The organism is Nitrosomonas aestuarii, assembly GCF_003046585.1.
In the GTDB taxonomy this organism is placed as follows: domain Bacteria; phylum Pseudomonadota; class Gammaproteobacteria; order Burkholderiales; family Nitrosomonadaceae; genus Nitrosomonas; species Nitrosomonas aestuarii.
In genome coordinates this window covers 61,911-78,403 of the sequence record NZ_QAAE01000012.1, presented here as the reverse complement: position 1 = coordinate 78,403, position 16,493 = coordinate 61,911, and the positions used below count along the sequence as shown (strand labels likewise).

14 protein-coding genes are annotated in these 16,493 nt (G+C 44.7%); 6 read left to right on the top strand and 8 right to left on the bottom strand.

Annotated features, from left to right (window positions below):
* Positions 1 to 2: 2 nt before the first annotated feature.
* The 3 genes from C8R11_RS11135 to C8R11_RS11125 all read right to left on the bottom strand — a co-directional run bounded on the left by C8R11_RS11135 (position 3) and on the right by C8R11_RS11125 (position 4,058).
* Entirely contained in the window at positions 3 to 1,724 is a 1,722-nt protein-coding gene (locus tag C8R11_RS11135; protein ID WP_107795759.1) for a CHAD domain-containing protein, read from the bottom strand.
* Between the two features lie 217 nt (positions 1,725 to 1,941).
* On the bottom strand, positions 1,942 to 2,922 hold the full coding sequence (locus C8R11_RS11130; protein WP_107795758.1) for a diacylglycerol/lipid kinase family protein: 981 nt from the start codon (positions 2,920 to 2,922) through the stop codon (positions 1,942 to 1,944).
* An 89-nt stretch (positions 2,923 to 3,011) separates the two neighbouring features.
* Positions 3,012 to 4,058 carry an MJ1255/VC2487 family glycosyltransferase gene (locus tag C8R11_RS11125; protein ID WP_107795757.1) on the bottom strand — a complete coding sequence of 349 codons (1,047 nt, stop codon included), beginning with the start codon at positions 4,056 to 4,058 and terminating at the stop codon, positions 3,012 to 3,014.
* Between the two features lie 309 nt (positions 4,059 to 4,367).
* Between C8R11_RS11125 and C8R11_RS11120 the strand changes: the two genes are divergently transcribed.
* From C8R11_RS11120 to C8R11_RS11110, 3 genes are read left to right on the top strand one after another with little or no spacing between them, the layout of a single operon-like run.
* Complete coding sequence (locus tag C8R11_RS11120) at positions 4,368 to 5,621, top strand: paraquat-inducible protein A (protein WP_107795756.1); 1,254 nt, start codon at positions 4,368 to 4,370, stop codon at positions 5,619 to 5,621.
* The gene (pqiB, locus tag C8R11_RS11115; protein WP_107795755.1) at positions 5,614 to 7,257 is read left to right on the top strand and encodes an intermembrane transport protein PqiB; all 1,644 of its coding nucleotides are present in this window, start codon (positions 5,614 to 5,616) and stop codon (positions 7,255 to 7,257) included. The genes C8R11_RS11120 and pqiB overlap by 8 nt, the downstream gene beginning before the upstream one ends.
* 16 nt (positions 7,258 to 7,273) lie before the next feature.
* Positions 7,274 to 7,867, top strand: a complete 594-nt coding sequence (locus tag C8R11_RS11110) for a PqiC family protein (protein WP_181258236.1) — start codon at positions 7,274 to 7,276, stop codon at positions 7,865 to 7,867.
* Between the two features lie 448 nt (positions 7,868 to 8,315).
* On the opposite strand, the gene C8R11_RS11105 is transcribed toward C8R11_RS11110, so the two are convergent.
* Genes C8R11_RS11105 through C8R11_RS11085 form a run of 5 tightly spaced genes read right to left on the bottom strand, consistent with a single transcriptional unit; the run spans position 8,316 to position 12,078 of the window.
* Positions 8,316 to 9,140 carry a sulfite exporter TauE/SafE family protein gene (locus C8R11_RS11105; RefSeq protein WP_107795753.1) on the bottom strand — a complete coding sequence of 275 codons (825 nt, stop codon included), beginning with the start codon at positions 9,138 to 9,140 and terminating at the stop codon, positions 8,316 to 8,318.
* A gap of 10 nt (positions 9,141 to 9,150) precedes the next feature.
* On the bottom strand, positions 9,151 to 10,758 hold the full coding sequence (locus tag C8R11_RS11100) for a bifunctional protein tyrosine phosphatase family protein/NAD(P)/FAD-dependent oxidoreductase (protein WP_107795752.1): 1,608 nt from the start codon (positions 10,756 to 10,758) through the stop codon (positions 9,151 to 9,153).
* Positions 10,759 to 10,814: 56 nt separating this feature from the next.
* Complete coding sequence (locus C8R11_RS11095) at positions 10,815 to 11,111, bottom strand: ArsR/SmtB family transcription factor (protein WP_090698227.1); 297 nt, start codon at positions 11,109 to 11,111, stop codon at positions 10,815 to 10,817.
* 59 nt (positions 11,112 to 11,170) lie between these two features.
* Positions 11,171 to 11,596, bottom strand: a complete 426-nt coding sequence (locus tag C8R11_RS11090; protein ID WP_107795751.1) for a DUF6691 family protein — start codon at positions 11,594 to 11,596, stop codon at positions 11,171 to 11,173.
* A 53-nt stretch (positions 11,597 to 11,649) separates the two neighbouring features.
* Positions 11,650 to 12,078, bottom strand: a complete 429-nt coding sequence (locus tag C8R11_RS11085) for a YeeE/YedE family protein (protein ID WP_107795750.1) — start codon at positions 12,076 to 12,078, stop codon at positions 11,650 to 11,652.
* 179 nt (positions 12,079 to 12,257) lie between these two features.
* On the opposite strand from C8R11_RS11085, the gene C8R11_RS11080 reads away from it, so the two are divergent.
* The 3 genes from C8R11_RS11080 to C8R11_RS11070 all read left to right on the top strand — a co-directional run bounded on the left by C8R11_RS11080 (position 12,258) and on the right by C8R11_RS11070 (position 16,232).
* Complete coding sequence (locus C8R11_RS11080; RefSeq protein WP_107795749.1) at positions 12,258 to 13,118, top strand: MBL fold metallo-hydrolase; 861 nt, start codon at positions 12,258 to 12,260, stop codon at positions 13,116 to 13,118.
* A gap of 157 nt (positions 13,119 to 13,275) precedes the next feature.
* Complete coding sequence (locus C8R11_RS11075) at positions 13,276 to 14,892, top strand: multicopper oxidase family protein (protein ID WP_107795748.1); 1,617 nt, start codon at positions 13,276 to 13,278, stop codon at positions 14,890 to 14,892.
* A gap of 38 nt (positions 14,893 to 14,930) precedes the next feature.
* Positions 14,931 to 16,232 carry a pyridoxal-dependent decarboxylase gene (locus C8R11_RS11070; protein ID WP_107795747.1) on the top strand — a complete coding sequence of 434 codons (1,302 nt, stop codon included), beginning with the start codon at positions 14,931 to 14,933 and terminating at the stop codon, positions 16,230 to 16,232.
* The last annotated feature ends 261 nt before the right edge of the window (positions 16,233 to 16,493 follow it).

Here is a 16,493-nt window from a genome sequence, read left to right as displayed (position 1 = left end):
GATTAGGTGTCAGTCCGCTTAAGACTAAATGTATGCGAAAATGCCGCCTTTTTATCGGTTTGGATAAATTCCTTGAAACGCTGACCGAATTCAGCACGCACCGCCGCTTTTCGGGCAGTTAGTTTCTGCACCAGCACACCCATCGCCATAATTGTTCTGGTATCAGCCAGTCCTTCTTGCCGCATTTGCTCTGCAAAACAGTTTAACTGATCCACCTGCACACATAAATCCTGAAAATCGCCAAGATTATCTTGCAGCAGTTTCAGTTTTTTAACCAGTCTGCTGATTTGCTTATCCGGATAATAATCATGAAAAAATTCGATCAGATAACGGAATTTTTTACAGGTTTTACGCAATTCATGCAGTGTTTCATCATGTGACTCCGGCGTGATCATCCAGCCTTCTTTGAGTACGCGCTTGTAGAGTTTCCGGATACGCTCACTGACCACCTGTTTGGCGGGCTTTGTGGCATTAAACGTTTCCTGTGGCGAGGTCTGTTGTAACAACACCGTATCCGACTGCGATTGCATGTCCTTGCTGGCAAACATCTGCTGCCATTGACTGATCAGTTTGTGATAACGCCTCGAATCAAGCGCTTGACAAAGACGCGCATGTTCAACTTTCCAGTGGCGTTCAAGAAATAAGCGAAACGGCACAAGATCATTCTGCAAATGCGGCGGCAGTTCGTGCATATATCCATCAAATTTTAGCAAATACATATCCAGATCGCGCGTAGGAGTGGTTATCGTACCCAGCCAGTAAAATTCGCGTTTAAAATAATCGAGCAACTTACCGGGAAATATATGTTTAATTTGACCCAGGATCGAACGGGTACGCCTTACTGCAACCCGATAGTCATGCAAAAATTCCGTGTCGATTGCGTGACGCAATCCAGATTCATTCGCCTGCATCACATTGAGTAAATGCCGCAGCAAAATCTGTGTCGCTTCCCAGGTAGTCAATGAATCCGGCAGTCTCTGTGTCAGGGCAAATGCATTTGAATCAGGTGTTTGATCGATAGCCGCCAGAGCTTCATCAAGCAGCGTATTACCTGCGGGTGGTAATTTTAAGTGCTCGGTGATGTATTGCAGAACCTGCTTGAACACTTTTTTATAGCCACGGATTGGAAAAACAATCAAGCGGTCGTGCAGGCATTTTTCAACAGTATGCCCACTTATGGTATACCTTTCCGCCTGAAGTATCGCTAATGTTTTGTGTTCTTTGTTCAGAACAAGTAGTTGCTTACGCTGAACGGTCATTATAACAACCGGCATGAATGCTCTGATCCCCAATATGTCGTCAAGCATCTGGCGACATGTTTGATGTGAAATATCTTTGGAAAACCTGGGCATATGATCGAATGGAAATTCGTAAAGACTACTGCCGGTATCTTTATTCTGGATAAAAAAAACGCCTTCCTGACTTTTAATATCTTGATTATTATTAACTTTTAAATGGTGTTTATTGTTCGGAACGTCCCATCCGCATACGATGTCTTGCTGATACATGCGCCAATCAAAAGAATCCAGATAATATCTTTTTAATTGCACGTGAAAAGTTTCATGCAGGGAATATTCCCTGCATAACAATTCATAAACAGCATCCATATCTGCTTTTTGTTTAAGAACGAATTCTACGCTGTCGTTATTTGTAGATTCCATATTTTTGGCCGACACTGTTTCCATTTTTTCATTATCCAACCAACAGGCTTGATCAGGAAACATGCATTTGTCCGTTATTCCCGGATAATGACATAGTGTCGAAACCGGCACATACTAGGCTTTGGAACAAAGATGACTAGCTGATTATATAGTAGCAGCAAATAGTTTCTGGTCAAATTGACAATGCACCAATACTCTACCATTCGTTGACGCGCTGTTAAGTGTGGTGAATACTACCCGGCAAGTTTCTTAATCTAGCCAGTTAACAGTGACCGGCCTCTCAAGTTTGTATTGAATCCGGTGGCATCAATACATGTATAGGACTTGCGCTGATACTGAATTTGACGGTATTGTTCGCTTCAATATCGCGGTTGCGAAAATAATCACCGTCTACCTGCATTGGATACGATTGTCCATGCAAGGTACACGCAATCCTCTTACCTGTAAAAAATTGCATCGGCAGATTCGCCGGCTTGCGTTGCAGAATCCTCATGGCCTTGATCAATTCATGCTGATGTCGTGCCCCCGGCAGGAATCCGGCAACCAATTCATGCCTTGAGGGATTAGCAGCCGGAACCAACTGCAAGTTTTTAGCATACGCCGAACTGTTGGCGACGATAATGTAACCAGCCCCACGGTCAATAACGCACTGTCCATCGACACTTATGGAGACCATCGGATGACGCAGTGAACACAAGGCTTTCAGTCCATGCCAGACATAGATTGAATCGTTCAGAGGCCCTTTTCGCTCACCAATATTTTTAACTGTCAACGAGTCCAGACCCATCGAAGCCATATTGAAAAATGGTTTTTTACCTCTTATACCTTGACCGCTGATTAATCCATAGTATTGCTGCAGACAATTTCCAGCCGCTATTGTCCGAAGCAAATCGTCTGTGCTGGTACTCATGCCATATGTGCGTGCAAAAAGCGATTCGTTGCCACCCGGAATCACATAAACAGGTGTCTCGGCCTTGTTGATAATACTTAATAGCTTCCTGACCGTACCGTCTCCACCTACAATGACGACGAGATCACTAGCAACAATTTCTGCTTTCACGCGTTTGTAACCTTTCATCTTCCTCTCAGACGTATATACAGCAACGTTTTTCTTATGAAAGATCAATTCAATCGCCAGTTTTTCTGCAATTTTTTCCGTGTTACCAGCGCTCGATATAGGATTATAAAAAATCAGAATGTTTTGTGGCGTGGGGATTTTAATCAGCACTTCATCGAATTGATTCACAATATCGTCTTTCACAGATGCAATTAAATGTTTGTAAAATTTTGGGAGAAATATTTTTGTGTCGGTGCAGATCAGTACTCCATCAACTGAGTAATAACGAATGACTAGTGCAGATCAACCGGAATAACCTTCACATCTGACCACACCTGGTTGCACCAGTCCTGATCAATCGGTTGCATACCCGCTTTAATCCACTGCACCAGATACCTGGCGGTATTGGGGTAAGTTATACGAACGGCTTTTGTTTCATGAAGCCATTGTTCAATGGCGGTCCGATCAACTCGCTTCATCGCATGACCGTAACCCAGTTCGGTCAATGCAACTGCATTGGAAGCCTGTTCCATCTGTCCATGTACCGGTTTTACCAGAATTTTCTTACCCAGATATAAGGATTCACTGGCCAGTTCAAAGCCTGCATTACAAATAATACCGGCGCAATCATGCATATCTCTCTGGAAACCATACAAAGACAAAGGCTTACAATGAATATTGGCATGATAAGGCGTTCTAGCCGGACAGAATGAATAGATATTAAATTCAAAACCCTTAAATTGGGCCAGCAATTCGATCAGCTGCCGTTGATTTTCGAACGGAAGATAAACAACGATTTTGTTTTTTTGCGTATGTTGCGGCATATCCGGTGTTGCGATAATGGGCGGCAAAATTGGCTGATCGAAATGATACCAATGCAGACCAATACCTGTATCGACAGGGGCGAAATTTCTCATGACCGCTTCTGACAGTGGATCACCGCCTGCACGGGGTATTTTGTACTGAAAAGCATATTGATGACTGACACCGATTGTTTTCTTTTTTTGTTGACGTGCGGCCCAGGCTGTGACGGGTTCGTAATCGCAAATCACAAGATCATAGCCACTCAAGTCCAGTTGCCTGATATCTTTGAACAAGCGAATCGGGCGGGATTTCAAGATTGTTCTGACAGGATTGACTTTGCCGTTTTTAACGCTGAACGTCAGGCCTTCGCACCACTGATGCCCATTAAAAATCTCCATATCAAAAAACTGATCCTGCGATCTGCCGGTAAATTGATAAGTCACTGTAACATCCGCAGCGTATAATTCCCTGGCCATAATCCGGCCACGCGTGATATGGCCATTGCCTGTGCCCTGTATTCCGTAAAATACTTTCATGATACGATTATTAGCATTTCGTCCAGCGACACAGTGTCTAATAAAACGAAAAATATTAAATCATTTACATAAAAGCCTTTGGGTGTAGTCATAATCAATACCTTGAAAAATAATTTAAGACATTTTATGGAATGACTGTGACAGCAAAATGACGTTTGTCTGAGCGTTGCATGACAGTTTTGTTGACTACGTACTGTGCTATTTGTCGAAACATCCTAGCAACGCTGTATACTCAAAAGTCACCTCAATACTTTACAAACTTATTCGCCGGCCAATACTCTAATCCAAAATTTAATTATTTATTTCAATATGCGATCGATTGATCAAACCACCACTGTCGAACAGCCCGATGCGTTATGCCATATGTGTGACCAGGCGATCAGCATCGGCAATCTGGCTTCGGGCATGAAAGCAGCCTGTCCGCGTTGTGACGAGATCATCACGGTTACACACAGAAATTCGTTGGAAAGAATTCTGGTGTTTTCACTATCAGCGATAGTATTGCTGATACTGAGCAATCAATTCGCCTTTATCACGCTGAGTATACGAGGTATGGAACGCTCTATCACCCTGGTTCAATCGGTGAAAGAACTGCTGGCTATGGGCGAAATTAATATTGCTGTCATACTGGTGATGGTCATTTTCGTTATTCCATCACTCATGACTGGCAGCCTGTTGTGGCTGACTCTGCAAGTCAAGCGAAAAACGGTGACGCGCAAATCACTGTTATTGCTACGCTTGATTGGTGGATTGAAATTCTGGAATATGGCAGAAATCTATTTACTCGCTGTTTTAATCAGCATGGTAAAAGTCATGTCTCTGGCAGAGATTACGCTTGGATTCTCGTTCTGGACGTTCGCTCTGTTGACGGTAATGCTGATAGCAGCCATGCTGCATGTCGACAAACATCAACTGACGCAGATAATTAAACAAATTATTGAACAACGGGACGGCATCAAACAACCACCTACTGACACCGAAACGACGCCGCTGGTCAGCTGCATTATATGTGCAACAGTCCAATCTGAAAACAATAAAACATGCTGGTTCTGTTATCATCAACTGGAATCGCGAGAAAAACCCAGCCTGCAACGCAGCTGGTTATTTTTGATTACTGGCATGTTGTTATATATTCCTGCTAACTATTATCCAATCATGGTCACACGCAGTCTGGGCACCGAAGAAACCAGTACAATCATCGGCGGAGTACTTATGCTTTGGCAGCATGGGTCATATCCCATCGCCATTGTCATCTTTATAGCCAGTATCGCCGTGCCCATCGGAAAATTTTTAGTGTTAACCGCACTGTTAACGATGCAGCAGTTTAACTTATACCGCAATCAGCAAAGTAAAATTATCGCTTTTCGCGTGATCGAATTCATGGGTCGCTGGTCGATGGTCGATGTCTTTGTCGTTGCTTTTCTGGCCGGCCTGATTCAAATAGGTAACTTGATGTCGGTATATCCCGGCAGCGCAATACTGGCATTTGCCGGTATGGTGATTACTACCATGCTTGCCGCGGAAAGTTTTGACCCACGCCCTTTCTGGAACAACGATGAATAACAGCACGGAACCCGCTATCGAGAAAGCAGACGTTTCTCGCATTAAGGGTATTTCGGGATTATGGCTGATCCCGCTGATTACAATCGCTGTCGGCGCCTGGATGGTTTACGACCATTGGGCTAACCAGGGGCCTCTAATCACCATCACTTTCTCAAGCGCCGAAGGATTGGCGGTAGAAAAAACCAAAATTAAAACCCGGAACGTCGAAGTAGGCAAAGTTGTCGATATCTCACTGAATGAAGATCTTGACGGTGTAAAGGTTACCGCACGTATGAGTCATGAGGTCAGAGATATGCTGGCTGACGATTCCAGCTTCTGGCTGGTACAACCCACTATCGGTTTTTCAGGCGTATCAGGGCTCAGTACAATATTTTCCGGTCAGTATATTGAATTCCTTCCGGGCAAAAATGACAATATTGCCGAGCATTTTGAAGGACTCGATGCACCGCCACTGACGCCGCCCGGCACCCCGGGCTTACATGTCACGCTGCATACGCACGGTGACTTCAGTTTCAAAGAAGGCGATGTCATTCTCTACAAAGGATTCAACGTAGGACAGATTGAAAAAGTAGATATTAATCTCGACAAGCGGATGATCTATTACGATGCTTTTATCAGGGCGCCTTATCACGAGCTGATTACCACCAACACCCGGTTCTGGAAAATGAGCGGTATAAGTGCAGAGGTCACTGCAGACGGAATCACGCTACAAGCCGGAACGATCCAATCGCTACTTCAGGGCGGCATTGCTTTTTCAGTCCCCGAAAATGAACGATTAGGCAAACGGATCACGGAACATGCCGAATACCATATTTATCCCAGTCAGTCCGCAATTAATGAAAAACATTACGACCATTCACTGCGCTATGTACTACTGGTAAACAGCAATGAACGCGGATTAAGCCCGGGCGCGCCGATCTACTATCGCGGCATCCATGTTGGCAAGGTATTGCGGTCCGGTGATATCGAAGCCGGACAGCATTTGCTCGAACAGTCTATGAAAATTCCCGTTGTACTAGAGGTTTATCCAGGCAGTTTCGGTCTGGAAGATAGTATACAAGGCAAGCTTGAAGCGGAAAAACATATCAACCAACAGTTAACTGAAGGTTTAAGCGCAACAATCAAAGTCAGTAACTTCATTCTCGGGCAGCAACTGATTGAAATCAATCTCCCATCCTCATCAACAAAACAAAGTAAGCAACATAAAATAAATTACCACAATAATCTGGTGATCATACCGGTCACCCTGGATGGTATTAGTCATATTTCTGCACAACTGAGCGAGCTGATTGAAAAAATCAATAACCTGCCTCTGGAATCTGTCGGCAAACACGCAGTACAGCTTCTGGCACAAAGCACGCAAACCTTGCACAGCATTGAAAAAATAGCTGCCGATATGCATGATCGTGAACTCATTGCATCGCTCAACGGAACCTTGCACCATGCCCAAGAATTGATGAGCGGCTTTACCGCAGAATCGTCTACAAACCAGGAACTTAAGCGCGCTTTAGCAACGGTTGCTGATGCATTTGCAGAACTTAAGCCATTACTGACGCAATTGAAAAACAAGCCCGATGCGCTGATTTTTTCAAGTGACGCGCAAAATGAGCCTGAACCGACCCGGAAAGCAAACTAATAAACAAGGAACCACATTGAAACGGACAATCCTGATTCTGGCATCAGCCATTGCTATAACAAGCTGCGCATCGGTACCGGTCACGATAAACTACTACATGCTGCCAGCTGCTACCCAGAAACACAATGTTGTTACGAAACCTGTTCCATCATTATTGATCGAACACATTGAACTGTCCGATTACCTCACACAACCGGGGCTGGTGTTGCAAACCAGTCCCAATAAATTGCATATTTCAAAATCCAATCTGTGGGCGGAGCGCCTGGATAAGGCCTTACCTAAAGCGCTACAGAATTCGCTTCACCAGCGTTCAGACCAATACAGCTACTATCTCAATCATCCGGCACATACGCACCAACCCGATCTTCGGGTGCGACTGCGGGTAGATTCACTTCACCCGACCACCGATGGATTAGCGATTGCCTCGGGACGTTATCAATTAACCATGGCAAAGACCCAAAACAAGCCGATAATCAAATATTTTTATTTTGAGCGCGCATTGGATGATGATGGTTATGAAGCTTCGGTAAAAGAGATGGATATATTGATTGATTTGATAGCGCAGGATATCTTACATACTGTGCAAACTCACTTTACTGTTTCAGATTAATCATTTACACACACCTGTCTCAGACACTCCCGCCAGTCTCTCCGTGTTGATACCGGTTTAAAATTGATCACCCATGACGATTGAAATTTGATCAGGGAAAAACAGTTGTAAATAGCGGAGATGGGATGGACACCTTTCCCCCACTGGGAGCAAGATGCAAATCAGCTTCCAATATTTTTCAGTGCCAGCGTCTGCCCTGTAAGAAATTAAGCATTAAAGACAATGACAATGTAATAAAAATTAAACTGAAAAACTTGATCGCTATTTTTTGAGAAAAACTGGCAAAATTTCAACGCCGATTGACATGCATAAAAGCCACTTTTTACTCGGCACGGATATATGCCTCACCCTTTGGACCGGCTTTCAGCGTATAAAATCTTCTTGCAGTAATTTTGCCACCTGTTTTTGACTTGCATTACCTGTCCCGAAAATGTTTTCCAACAACTTGTTAGACAAACAGTTTAACAACCATTGCCAGCGCAACACAGATCGCCATCCAGGCAAAGCCTTGCTGTAATTTTGTGCTGGAGAAGCGGGTTGACAGTGCGAACCCGATCATCATTCCCGCCAGCGCACCCACCGCAAATGGTGCGGCGATCCACCAGTTCATCGTGCCCAATAAGACAGCGGATACAGTCCCGACAGCTGAAACCACGGCGATCACCGCCAGCGATGTCGCCAGTATGGCCTGCATTTGAAGCAGCGTCACTTTGTTAAGCGCGGGCACAACCACAAAACCACCCCCTACTCCCAGCAGGCCGGATAAAAATCCGGCCAGCGTTCCCGATAACGCCAGCGCGCGCGCGCATGGCCATGTCCAAATCAAACGGCCACTGTCACTTCCAAGCATACAGGGAATCTCGGGGTATGGATGAAGATGCATCACATCGGTCTGGATATCATGATTATTCGACTTTCTTTTTCGTAGCATGCTGATCGCCACATACGCCAACACCAGTGCAAACAGCAAAGTTAACGGCTCATGCGGCAGCTTTTGAGAAAGCCAGAAACCGGCGGGCGCAGCGAGCGAACCGGTTAAAGCGATGAGCCCGGCAGCGCGATAACGCACCCTTCCCTGCTTCAATCCAATCAAAGCGCCGATAGTTGCCGACAGACAAACTGCCAGCAACGCAATCGGAACTGCCTCCGACATATTCATACCCAACCCGAAGATCAGCAATGGTACAGCCAAAATCGCACCACCCGCACCAGTCAATCCAAGCACAATACCGGTAATCGACCCCAGCATGCAAATGATGATAAACGTTTCCATATCATTGCACTCAACGTATCTTACGGGGGTGTGCCAGCCATTCTTTGCCCTTCAACATACCATTCCAGTACAGCCAGGGAAAAACTGTTGTTTTGAAAAACCAGTACAGTTTCCTGGGTACCGAGGGTTTTAACGGAAATGTCGGCATTAATTTACCACCAAAACCAAATTCAGCCAGAACAACTTTACCATTCTCAACAGTAAGCGGACATGCCCCGTAACCTTCGTAAACCAATGGCGGCTCTTTATCTTCCTTGTCTGCCAGCAAGTTCTCAGCCACAACAACAATCTGTTTCCTCGCGGCAGCAGCTGTTTTTGCATTTGGCGATGAACAGGCATCACCGAGAGAAAAAACATTTTTATAATCTGGATTTTGCAATGTTTTCTCATTCACTTTACAAAAACCGGCAGCATCTGCCAAAGGACTGTTACGCAAAAAATCCGGGGCCATTTGAGGCGGTGTAACATGCAGCATGTCGAATTGCTTTTCTTCAATACGCATATTACCATCAGCATCTTTGATTTCGAAATAGGCTGTTCTACTGCTACCGTCCACTTTAATCAAATTGGAATTAAAGTTGAGCTTGGCGTTATAACGTTCGACATATTTCATTAATGAAGGCACAAAATCCGCAACACCGAACAACACTGCGCCCGCTGTATCAAACTCAACCTCGATGCCATCCAGACAATCCGTTTGTTGCCAGTAATCACATGACAGATACATCGCTTTTTGCGGTGCTCCGGCACATTTAATAGGCATGGGTGGCTGGGTAAACAATGCTTTCCCCTTTTTGAGCGCCTGCGTCAGTGTCCAAGTATAGGGCGCCAGATCAAAACGGTAGTTCGACGTCACACCATTTCTGCCAAGCGTATCTTCCAGACCTTCAATTTTTTCCCATGCCAGACGAATTCCCGGACAAACAATCAACTGGAGATAACCAATTTTGCGCCCATCCTCAAGCCGAACCAGGTTGTTATCCGGGTCAAAACCCGCTGCTGTCGCATGTATCCATTCCGCACTTTCGGGCATAACCTCCGACATCCTGCGCACAGTATCGTCCGCAGTGTACGCACCGCCGCCTACCAGCGTCCATGCCGGCTGATAATAATGTTTGTCACTGGGTTCTATAATCGCAATACGCAGCGCCGGACGGCGTTTAAGAAGGCTTGCCGTAACCCCGATACCCGCGGAACCACCTCCTACGACAACCACATCAAATGCATTTCCCCAATTACACGCATCGACAGTTGAGTGATGTATTTCTTCTGCATTCGCAGACGGCTGTGTCATTGCATACAGCGCAGTCGCGCGTCTACCGGAACCGCAAAATGCCAAAACAGGCCCTGGCAGCTCCGCCATTAGATTACTAAACTTCTCACCGCGATCTTCTGATATTGCTCCCAAACGAACAGGCAAATAAACAAACGTCATACCCAGATTATTAGCCTCCTTTTCCAATTGTTCGCTGGTAGGTTGATACTCGCCTCCTTCAAAATCAGGCCGGTTACAAATGATTGACTTGAAGCCGGATGCGGCTATTTCAGCCAGGTCATCCACGCTGATTTGACCAGTTACCGATATTTTTTCATTAAGCCGGGTAATTTCGATACTCATTGGACTCTCCTGTCAAGATTCAATTACTGCTTATTTCGTAGGGTCACTTATGCATGTCAATCACAGTACAGTTCAAACAATGTCTGCATGATACAAACGGCTTCCTGGCTAGCCAAACTATAATATATGTATTTACCCTGGCGCTCAGTAGCTACAAGCCCTTCTTCACGCAAAACCGTAAGTTGTTGAGAAAGGGTTGGCTGGCGAATGTCCAACAATGATTCCAGTTCTCCCACATTTCTGGCGCCCTGACTGAGCTGGCACAAAATAAGAAGACGATCTTCATTTGCCATCGTTTTTAAAATTGCGCACGCTTTCATCGCAGACGTGCGCACAACTTTTATGTCGTGCATCGCTAAATCTGTACTCACATCTAATATTCTTTGTTTTCTTAAATATTCATAAACGCTCTCTATGCCACTGATCTATTGCCACGTTGCCACATTTCAAAAATCCCCATACCCACCAGCATAGCGATTGTAAAAATAATAGCTTTTGTACTGCCGCTACCGGCCATTACCATCGCTGGCCCCGGACAAAAACCGGCAACCCCCCACCCTATACCAAATATAAAACTACCAGTTAACAAGCGTCTATCAATGGTGTGTGATGACGGCAACCTGATAGATAAACCCAGATAAGTGCGTTGATGTTTGGCCGCAACATGAAAGGCTATCGCCGAAATACTGATCGCGCCAGCCATCACCCATAACAACGCAGGATTCCATTCACCGGCAAGATCCAAAAAACCGAGTACGATTGCCGGATTGATCATACCGGACAAGATGAGTCCAAATCCAAATATCAGGCCGGAAAATAAAGCAGTCAAATTATTCATTCTCAACTCTTTTTTACTTATTAACAAAACCAAGTAATAAAATCAAACAACCCTCAAGCAATCACATGACGCAACAAATAAACCATTGCAAATCCGGTCAGCATAAACGTGAATGTTGCAACAATTGAACGTGGCGATAATCTGGCAACCCCGCATACGCCATGGCCACTGGTGCAACCCGAACCATAACGCGTTCCGAAACCAACTAACAATCCCGCAATTACCAGCAGCACTTCGTTTGTCTCAATCTGCACAGCTGGCAACGAAAAGAACTGCTGCCATATATAGGTTGATATCCCCAGTCCAAGAATAAAAGCTACACGCCAGCCCACATCGCCCCGACGCAAACTGAAAAGTCCGCCTGTAATACCGGAAATACCCGCAATACGTCCATTCAATAGTAAAAATAAGGCGGCTGCCAATCCAATTAATACACCCCCCGCCAGAGCAGACCATGGCAACTGAATCCAATTATTCATCATGTTCGCACCCTTTTTAAACTTAATCTCGCAAAGTCCCAGAAGATTGCCGGGTTCATTTAAATTTAATACAGAACAATCAAAAATATAAATAATAATATATTATTGATACATATTATATATTTTGATATATTGATGTCAAGTGTTTCATATTTTCAAACTTTATGTTCATGGAGCTAATAATGCCCCCAAATATCAACCCATTCTTTGACTCTGTTACAGGGACAATCAGCTACGTCGTCTATGACGAATTAACTGGAAGCTGCGCGATCATTGATCCCGTTCTGGATTACGATCCCAGGTCCGGGCGTATCCGTACGACATCTGCTGACAAGTTAACTGACTTTATTCAACTTCAACAATTGACCGTTGAGTGGATACTCGAAACACACGCACACGCCGATCACTTGTCATCAGCACATTATTTGAAAAACAGACTCGGCGGCAAAATAGCAATTGGCGACAACATCCCAGCAGTCCAGGAAACTTTCAAAAAAGTGTTTAATCTGGGCAATGAATTTATACCTGATGGTCATCATTTTGATTATTTATTCGCTGACGAAGAAATTTTCAATGTTGGGAAACTAACTGCCAAGGCACTCTTTGTACCTGGTCACACACCTGCCGATATGGCGTATCAATTTGATGATGCGGTTTTTGTCGGCGATACGCTGTTTATGCCGGATGTTGGTACGGCGCGCGCCGATTTTCCGGGTGGTGACGCGCATAATCTATATCGTTCCATTCGAAAAATATTGTCTTCTCCGTCAGAGACCCGGTTGTTTATGTGTCATGACTACCCACCCAATGGACGTGCCCCAGCCTGGGAATCGACTGTTGCGGAAGAACGTGCCCATAATATTCATGTCCATGACTGTATTGATGAAGAAGTATTCATCAATATGCGTAACGAAAGAGACGCAACACTTGAAGCACCTGTGTTGCTACTGCCATCAATACAGACCAATATTCGGGCTGGTGAAACACCACCGCAGGAAGATAATGGCGTCTCCTATTTTAAAATACCCATTAAAATGGATTAAATTAAATTGACCTGAGTCGAATCAAAACAGCATGATTAACATCAAAATAAACAATAATTGAAATTTGTATTCTACAATATCAATATGCCTGCGCTTCGAAATACCAGTTCGTTTTTAATCGCTCAGACAGAATGTAATGCCATAAGGAGGACACATCATGTCACACCCCGAGTTGTCCAGACGTCAATTTCTTCACTACGCTGCCTGGAGCGCGCTGGCTTCAACCATACCCGGCCCAAGCTGGGCCGAGAACAGACAAATCAACAAAGATCCCGACAAAAACTTTAAACCGGATGTTGAATTGGAACTGTATGCACGAACTGCAGAGGTGCCTATTTTGTCCGGCGCCGAGACGCATGTATTCAGATACAGCGGCAAACTGTTAAGAGGTCCCGTTAACAGCATCAAAAACTTACCGGGTTATCTGGGTCCAATACTCAATTTTGAACGGGGACAGAAAGTTCGCATTTTCTTTTACAATCAGATACCCGAACCTGTGATTACCCATTGGCACGGCTTGCATGTACCTCAAAAGATGGACGGTCACCCTATGTACGAAATTTTCAAAGGGGAACGATATGTCTACGAGTTCGAGATCAACAATCCCGCTGCAACCTATTGGTATCATGCACATACGCATGACATGACCGCCACTCAGGTATATCAGGGTCTTTCCGGTTTGATCACCGTTCGCGACGAAATGGAGCACAAGCTGGAACTACCCGCTGACGAATATGAAATTCCCTTGATCATTCAAGACCGCCGCTTTACTGCGGGCAATCAATTACATTATTTACATGGTATGCATCAGCGCATGATGGGTTTTCTCGGCGACACGATTCTGGTAAACGGACAGGCGAACAGCACAATCTCTGTTAAAACCCGCGCTTACCGTCTGCGCTTGCTAAATGGCTCCAATTCACGGATTTACAAACTTGGCTGGGATGACGGCACGCCACTAACCATCATTGGTACTGACGGCGGCTTGCTGGAAAAACCCGAGTCCATGCCTTATCTCATGCTGGCACCCGCAGAACGTATTGAATTATGGATGGATTTTAGTGGACGCAAGCTGGGCTCAGAACTCACTCTGCAAAGCCTGGAATATCAAGGCGGCGGTTTACCCATGAGAGGAATGGGCGGGATGGGCAGAGGAAGAATGAGTGGAATGCATGGAGAATTAGCGCAAGGCGATGCTTTTCCAGTTGTAAAATTCAATATTACCGAGCAGATAAGTGATTCCCCCCGCTTACCCGAGAAACTGGTTTCCATGCCACGCCTAGGCACGAAAGATGTGACCAATCCTGAAAAAACGATACCAATTGCAATCGGCATGCGGCGAATGTTGTTCCAGCTCAACGGTAGAACATTCAAAATGAATGATTATCTGGATATTGAAAAAATCCCTGTCAATACCATTCAGAAAATGCGTATTTTTCATGATGGTGGCATGGGTGGCGGCAGACATGGTATGAGTGGTGGAGGTCGTGGCATGGGAATGATGGGCATGATGCGCGCCCTGCCCCACCCGATACATCTACATGGCCAGCAATTCCAGATTTTGTCGCGAAAAACAAATAAAGACAGCGACATTTATGATACTGTCAAGGAAGGTTTTATTCACAATGGATGGAAAGATACCGTACTTGTCATGCCCGGCGAGGAAGTTGAGATCATCAAGCCATTCCAGGACTATACAGGATTATTTCTTTATCATTGTCACAATCTGGAACATGAAGACATGGGCATGATGCGCAATTTTTATGTTTCCTGATTAATTTATCAACGTAAAATTCTAAATCGTTCTTTTCTATGTCCATTACACGTCGAAAATTTCTCGGTCTGACAGGTGCAGCAACACTGGTTGCCACCTGTTCACCCAATGCATTGACTGGTCAAACACTGCCGAATGAACGGCCGGATTATGCTCCATCTCCCGATCTCAAAAAACTGCATGCACTGACCCGGCAAAGAACTTCGATGCTGGGTTACCCCATTAACATGAATTATCCGCCCCCTGCATTTTTTGACTGGCGGCAAAAACTGGACGCAGCAGGACTCAACAAGTTCAGTTTTAACAGTGTCGGCGATCCTTTCAAACACAGCCATTTCTTTTTTAATACCCATGATTTTGAAAGAGAATTGATCGAACGGTTTGGCGCGATTTATGGTTTCACGCACAAGCAAGTCTGGGGTTTTCTCACCAACAGCGGAACCGACAGTAACATGCATGGTATTTATATCGGTCGCACATTACTGAAAAGCCGCACTGGTATCATGCCCAAAATTTATTTCACTCGGGAAGCGCATTATTCCATTCAGATTCTCAGGAACCTAATGAATCTGGAGTGGGTGGTTGTCAATACACAAGCTGACGGCTGTATGGATGTCAATGATCTCGAGCAGAAACTAAAAGCCAATCCTGACCACCCTGCATTAGTCGTCGCAACAATTGGCACGACATTCAAGGGCGCCGTTGATCCAGTTGACGACATTCAAAGTAAGTTAAAAGGACGGGATTCTTATCTGCATCTTGATGCAGCATTGTTTGGCGGTTACCTGCCACATACGCCTTTCGCAGACGAAGTATTGCATACTCAAGCACCTGATCAGTCTGCACGTTATCATTCCATCGCTGTTTCGTGTCATAAGTTTTTCGGTTTTCCCTCTCCGGCCGGATTGTTCATTACAACACAATCTATTTTTGACGAATTTGAAGCGCAATTTGGAAAAATTCATGACCCTGAATATATTCTGCAGACACCCGGCACAATTACTTGTTCGCGCGATGCAGTCAAACCGGCCGAATTCCATTTCTTCAGTTCGGAGAGCGATTTCTCCAGACAAGCAATTGATGCTCAAAATATGATGGATAATGCAAATTTTTTGCTGAATGAAATGAAAACACACTACGCCCACCTCGAGCCCACACGCGCCAATAACCTCTCAACAATTATTTATTTCAAAAAACCAGCCGACCGGCTAATCAATCGTTATACGCTTGCCACTATTGGATTGAAACAAAACGATCAGAGTGTTCCCTACGCACATGTTGTTGTCATGCCACACGTCGGCAAAACAATATTGAGTCGTTTCCTGGAAGACCTCACATGATAATTTTACTAAACCTTTACATCCCTTTTCGGAATCACTTACCGAAAAAATGCGAAATATATATGACTCAACAACTCTTATAAAATTGTTTGAATTTCGGCAGGCCAGTCAGATTGGTTTTACTGAATTCAAATACATAAAAAACCACGCGACAAAATAAAAATCCAGGTATCCTGGACTTAAAGTACTCCAGAATAATCTCAGCTAATTCAATTCCACAAAAAAATCGAAACCGTACCTTTCACCTAGTTTATTGACTTA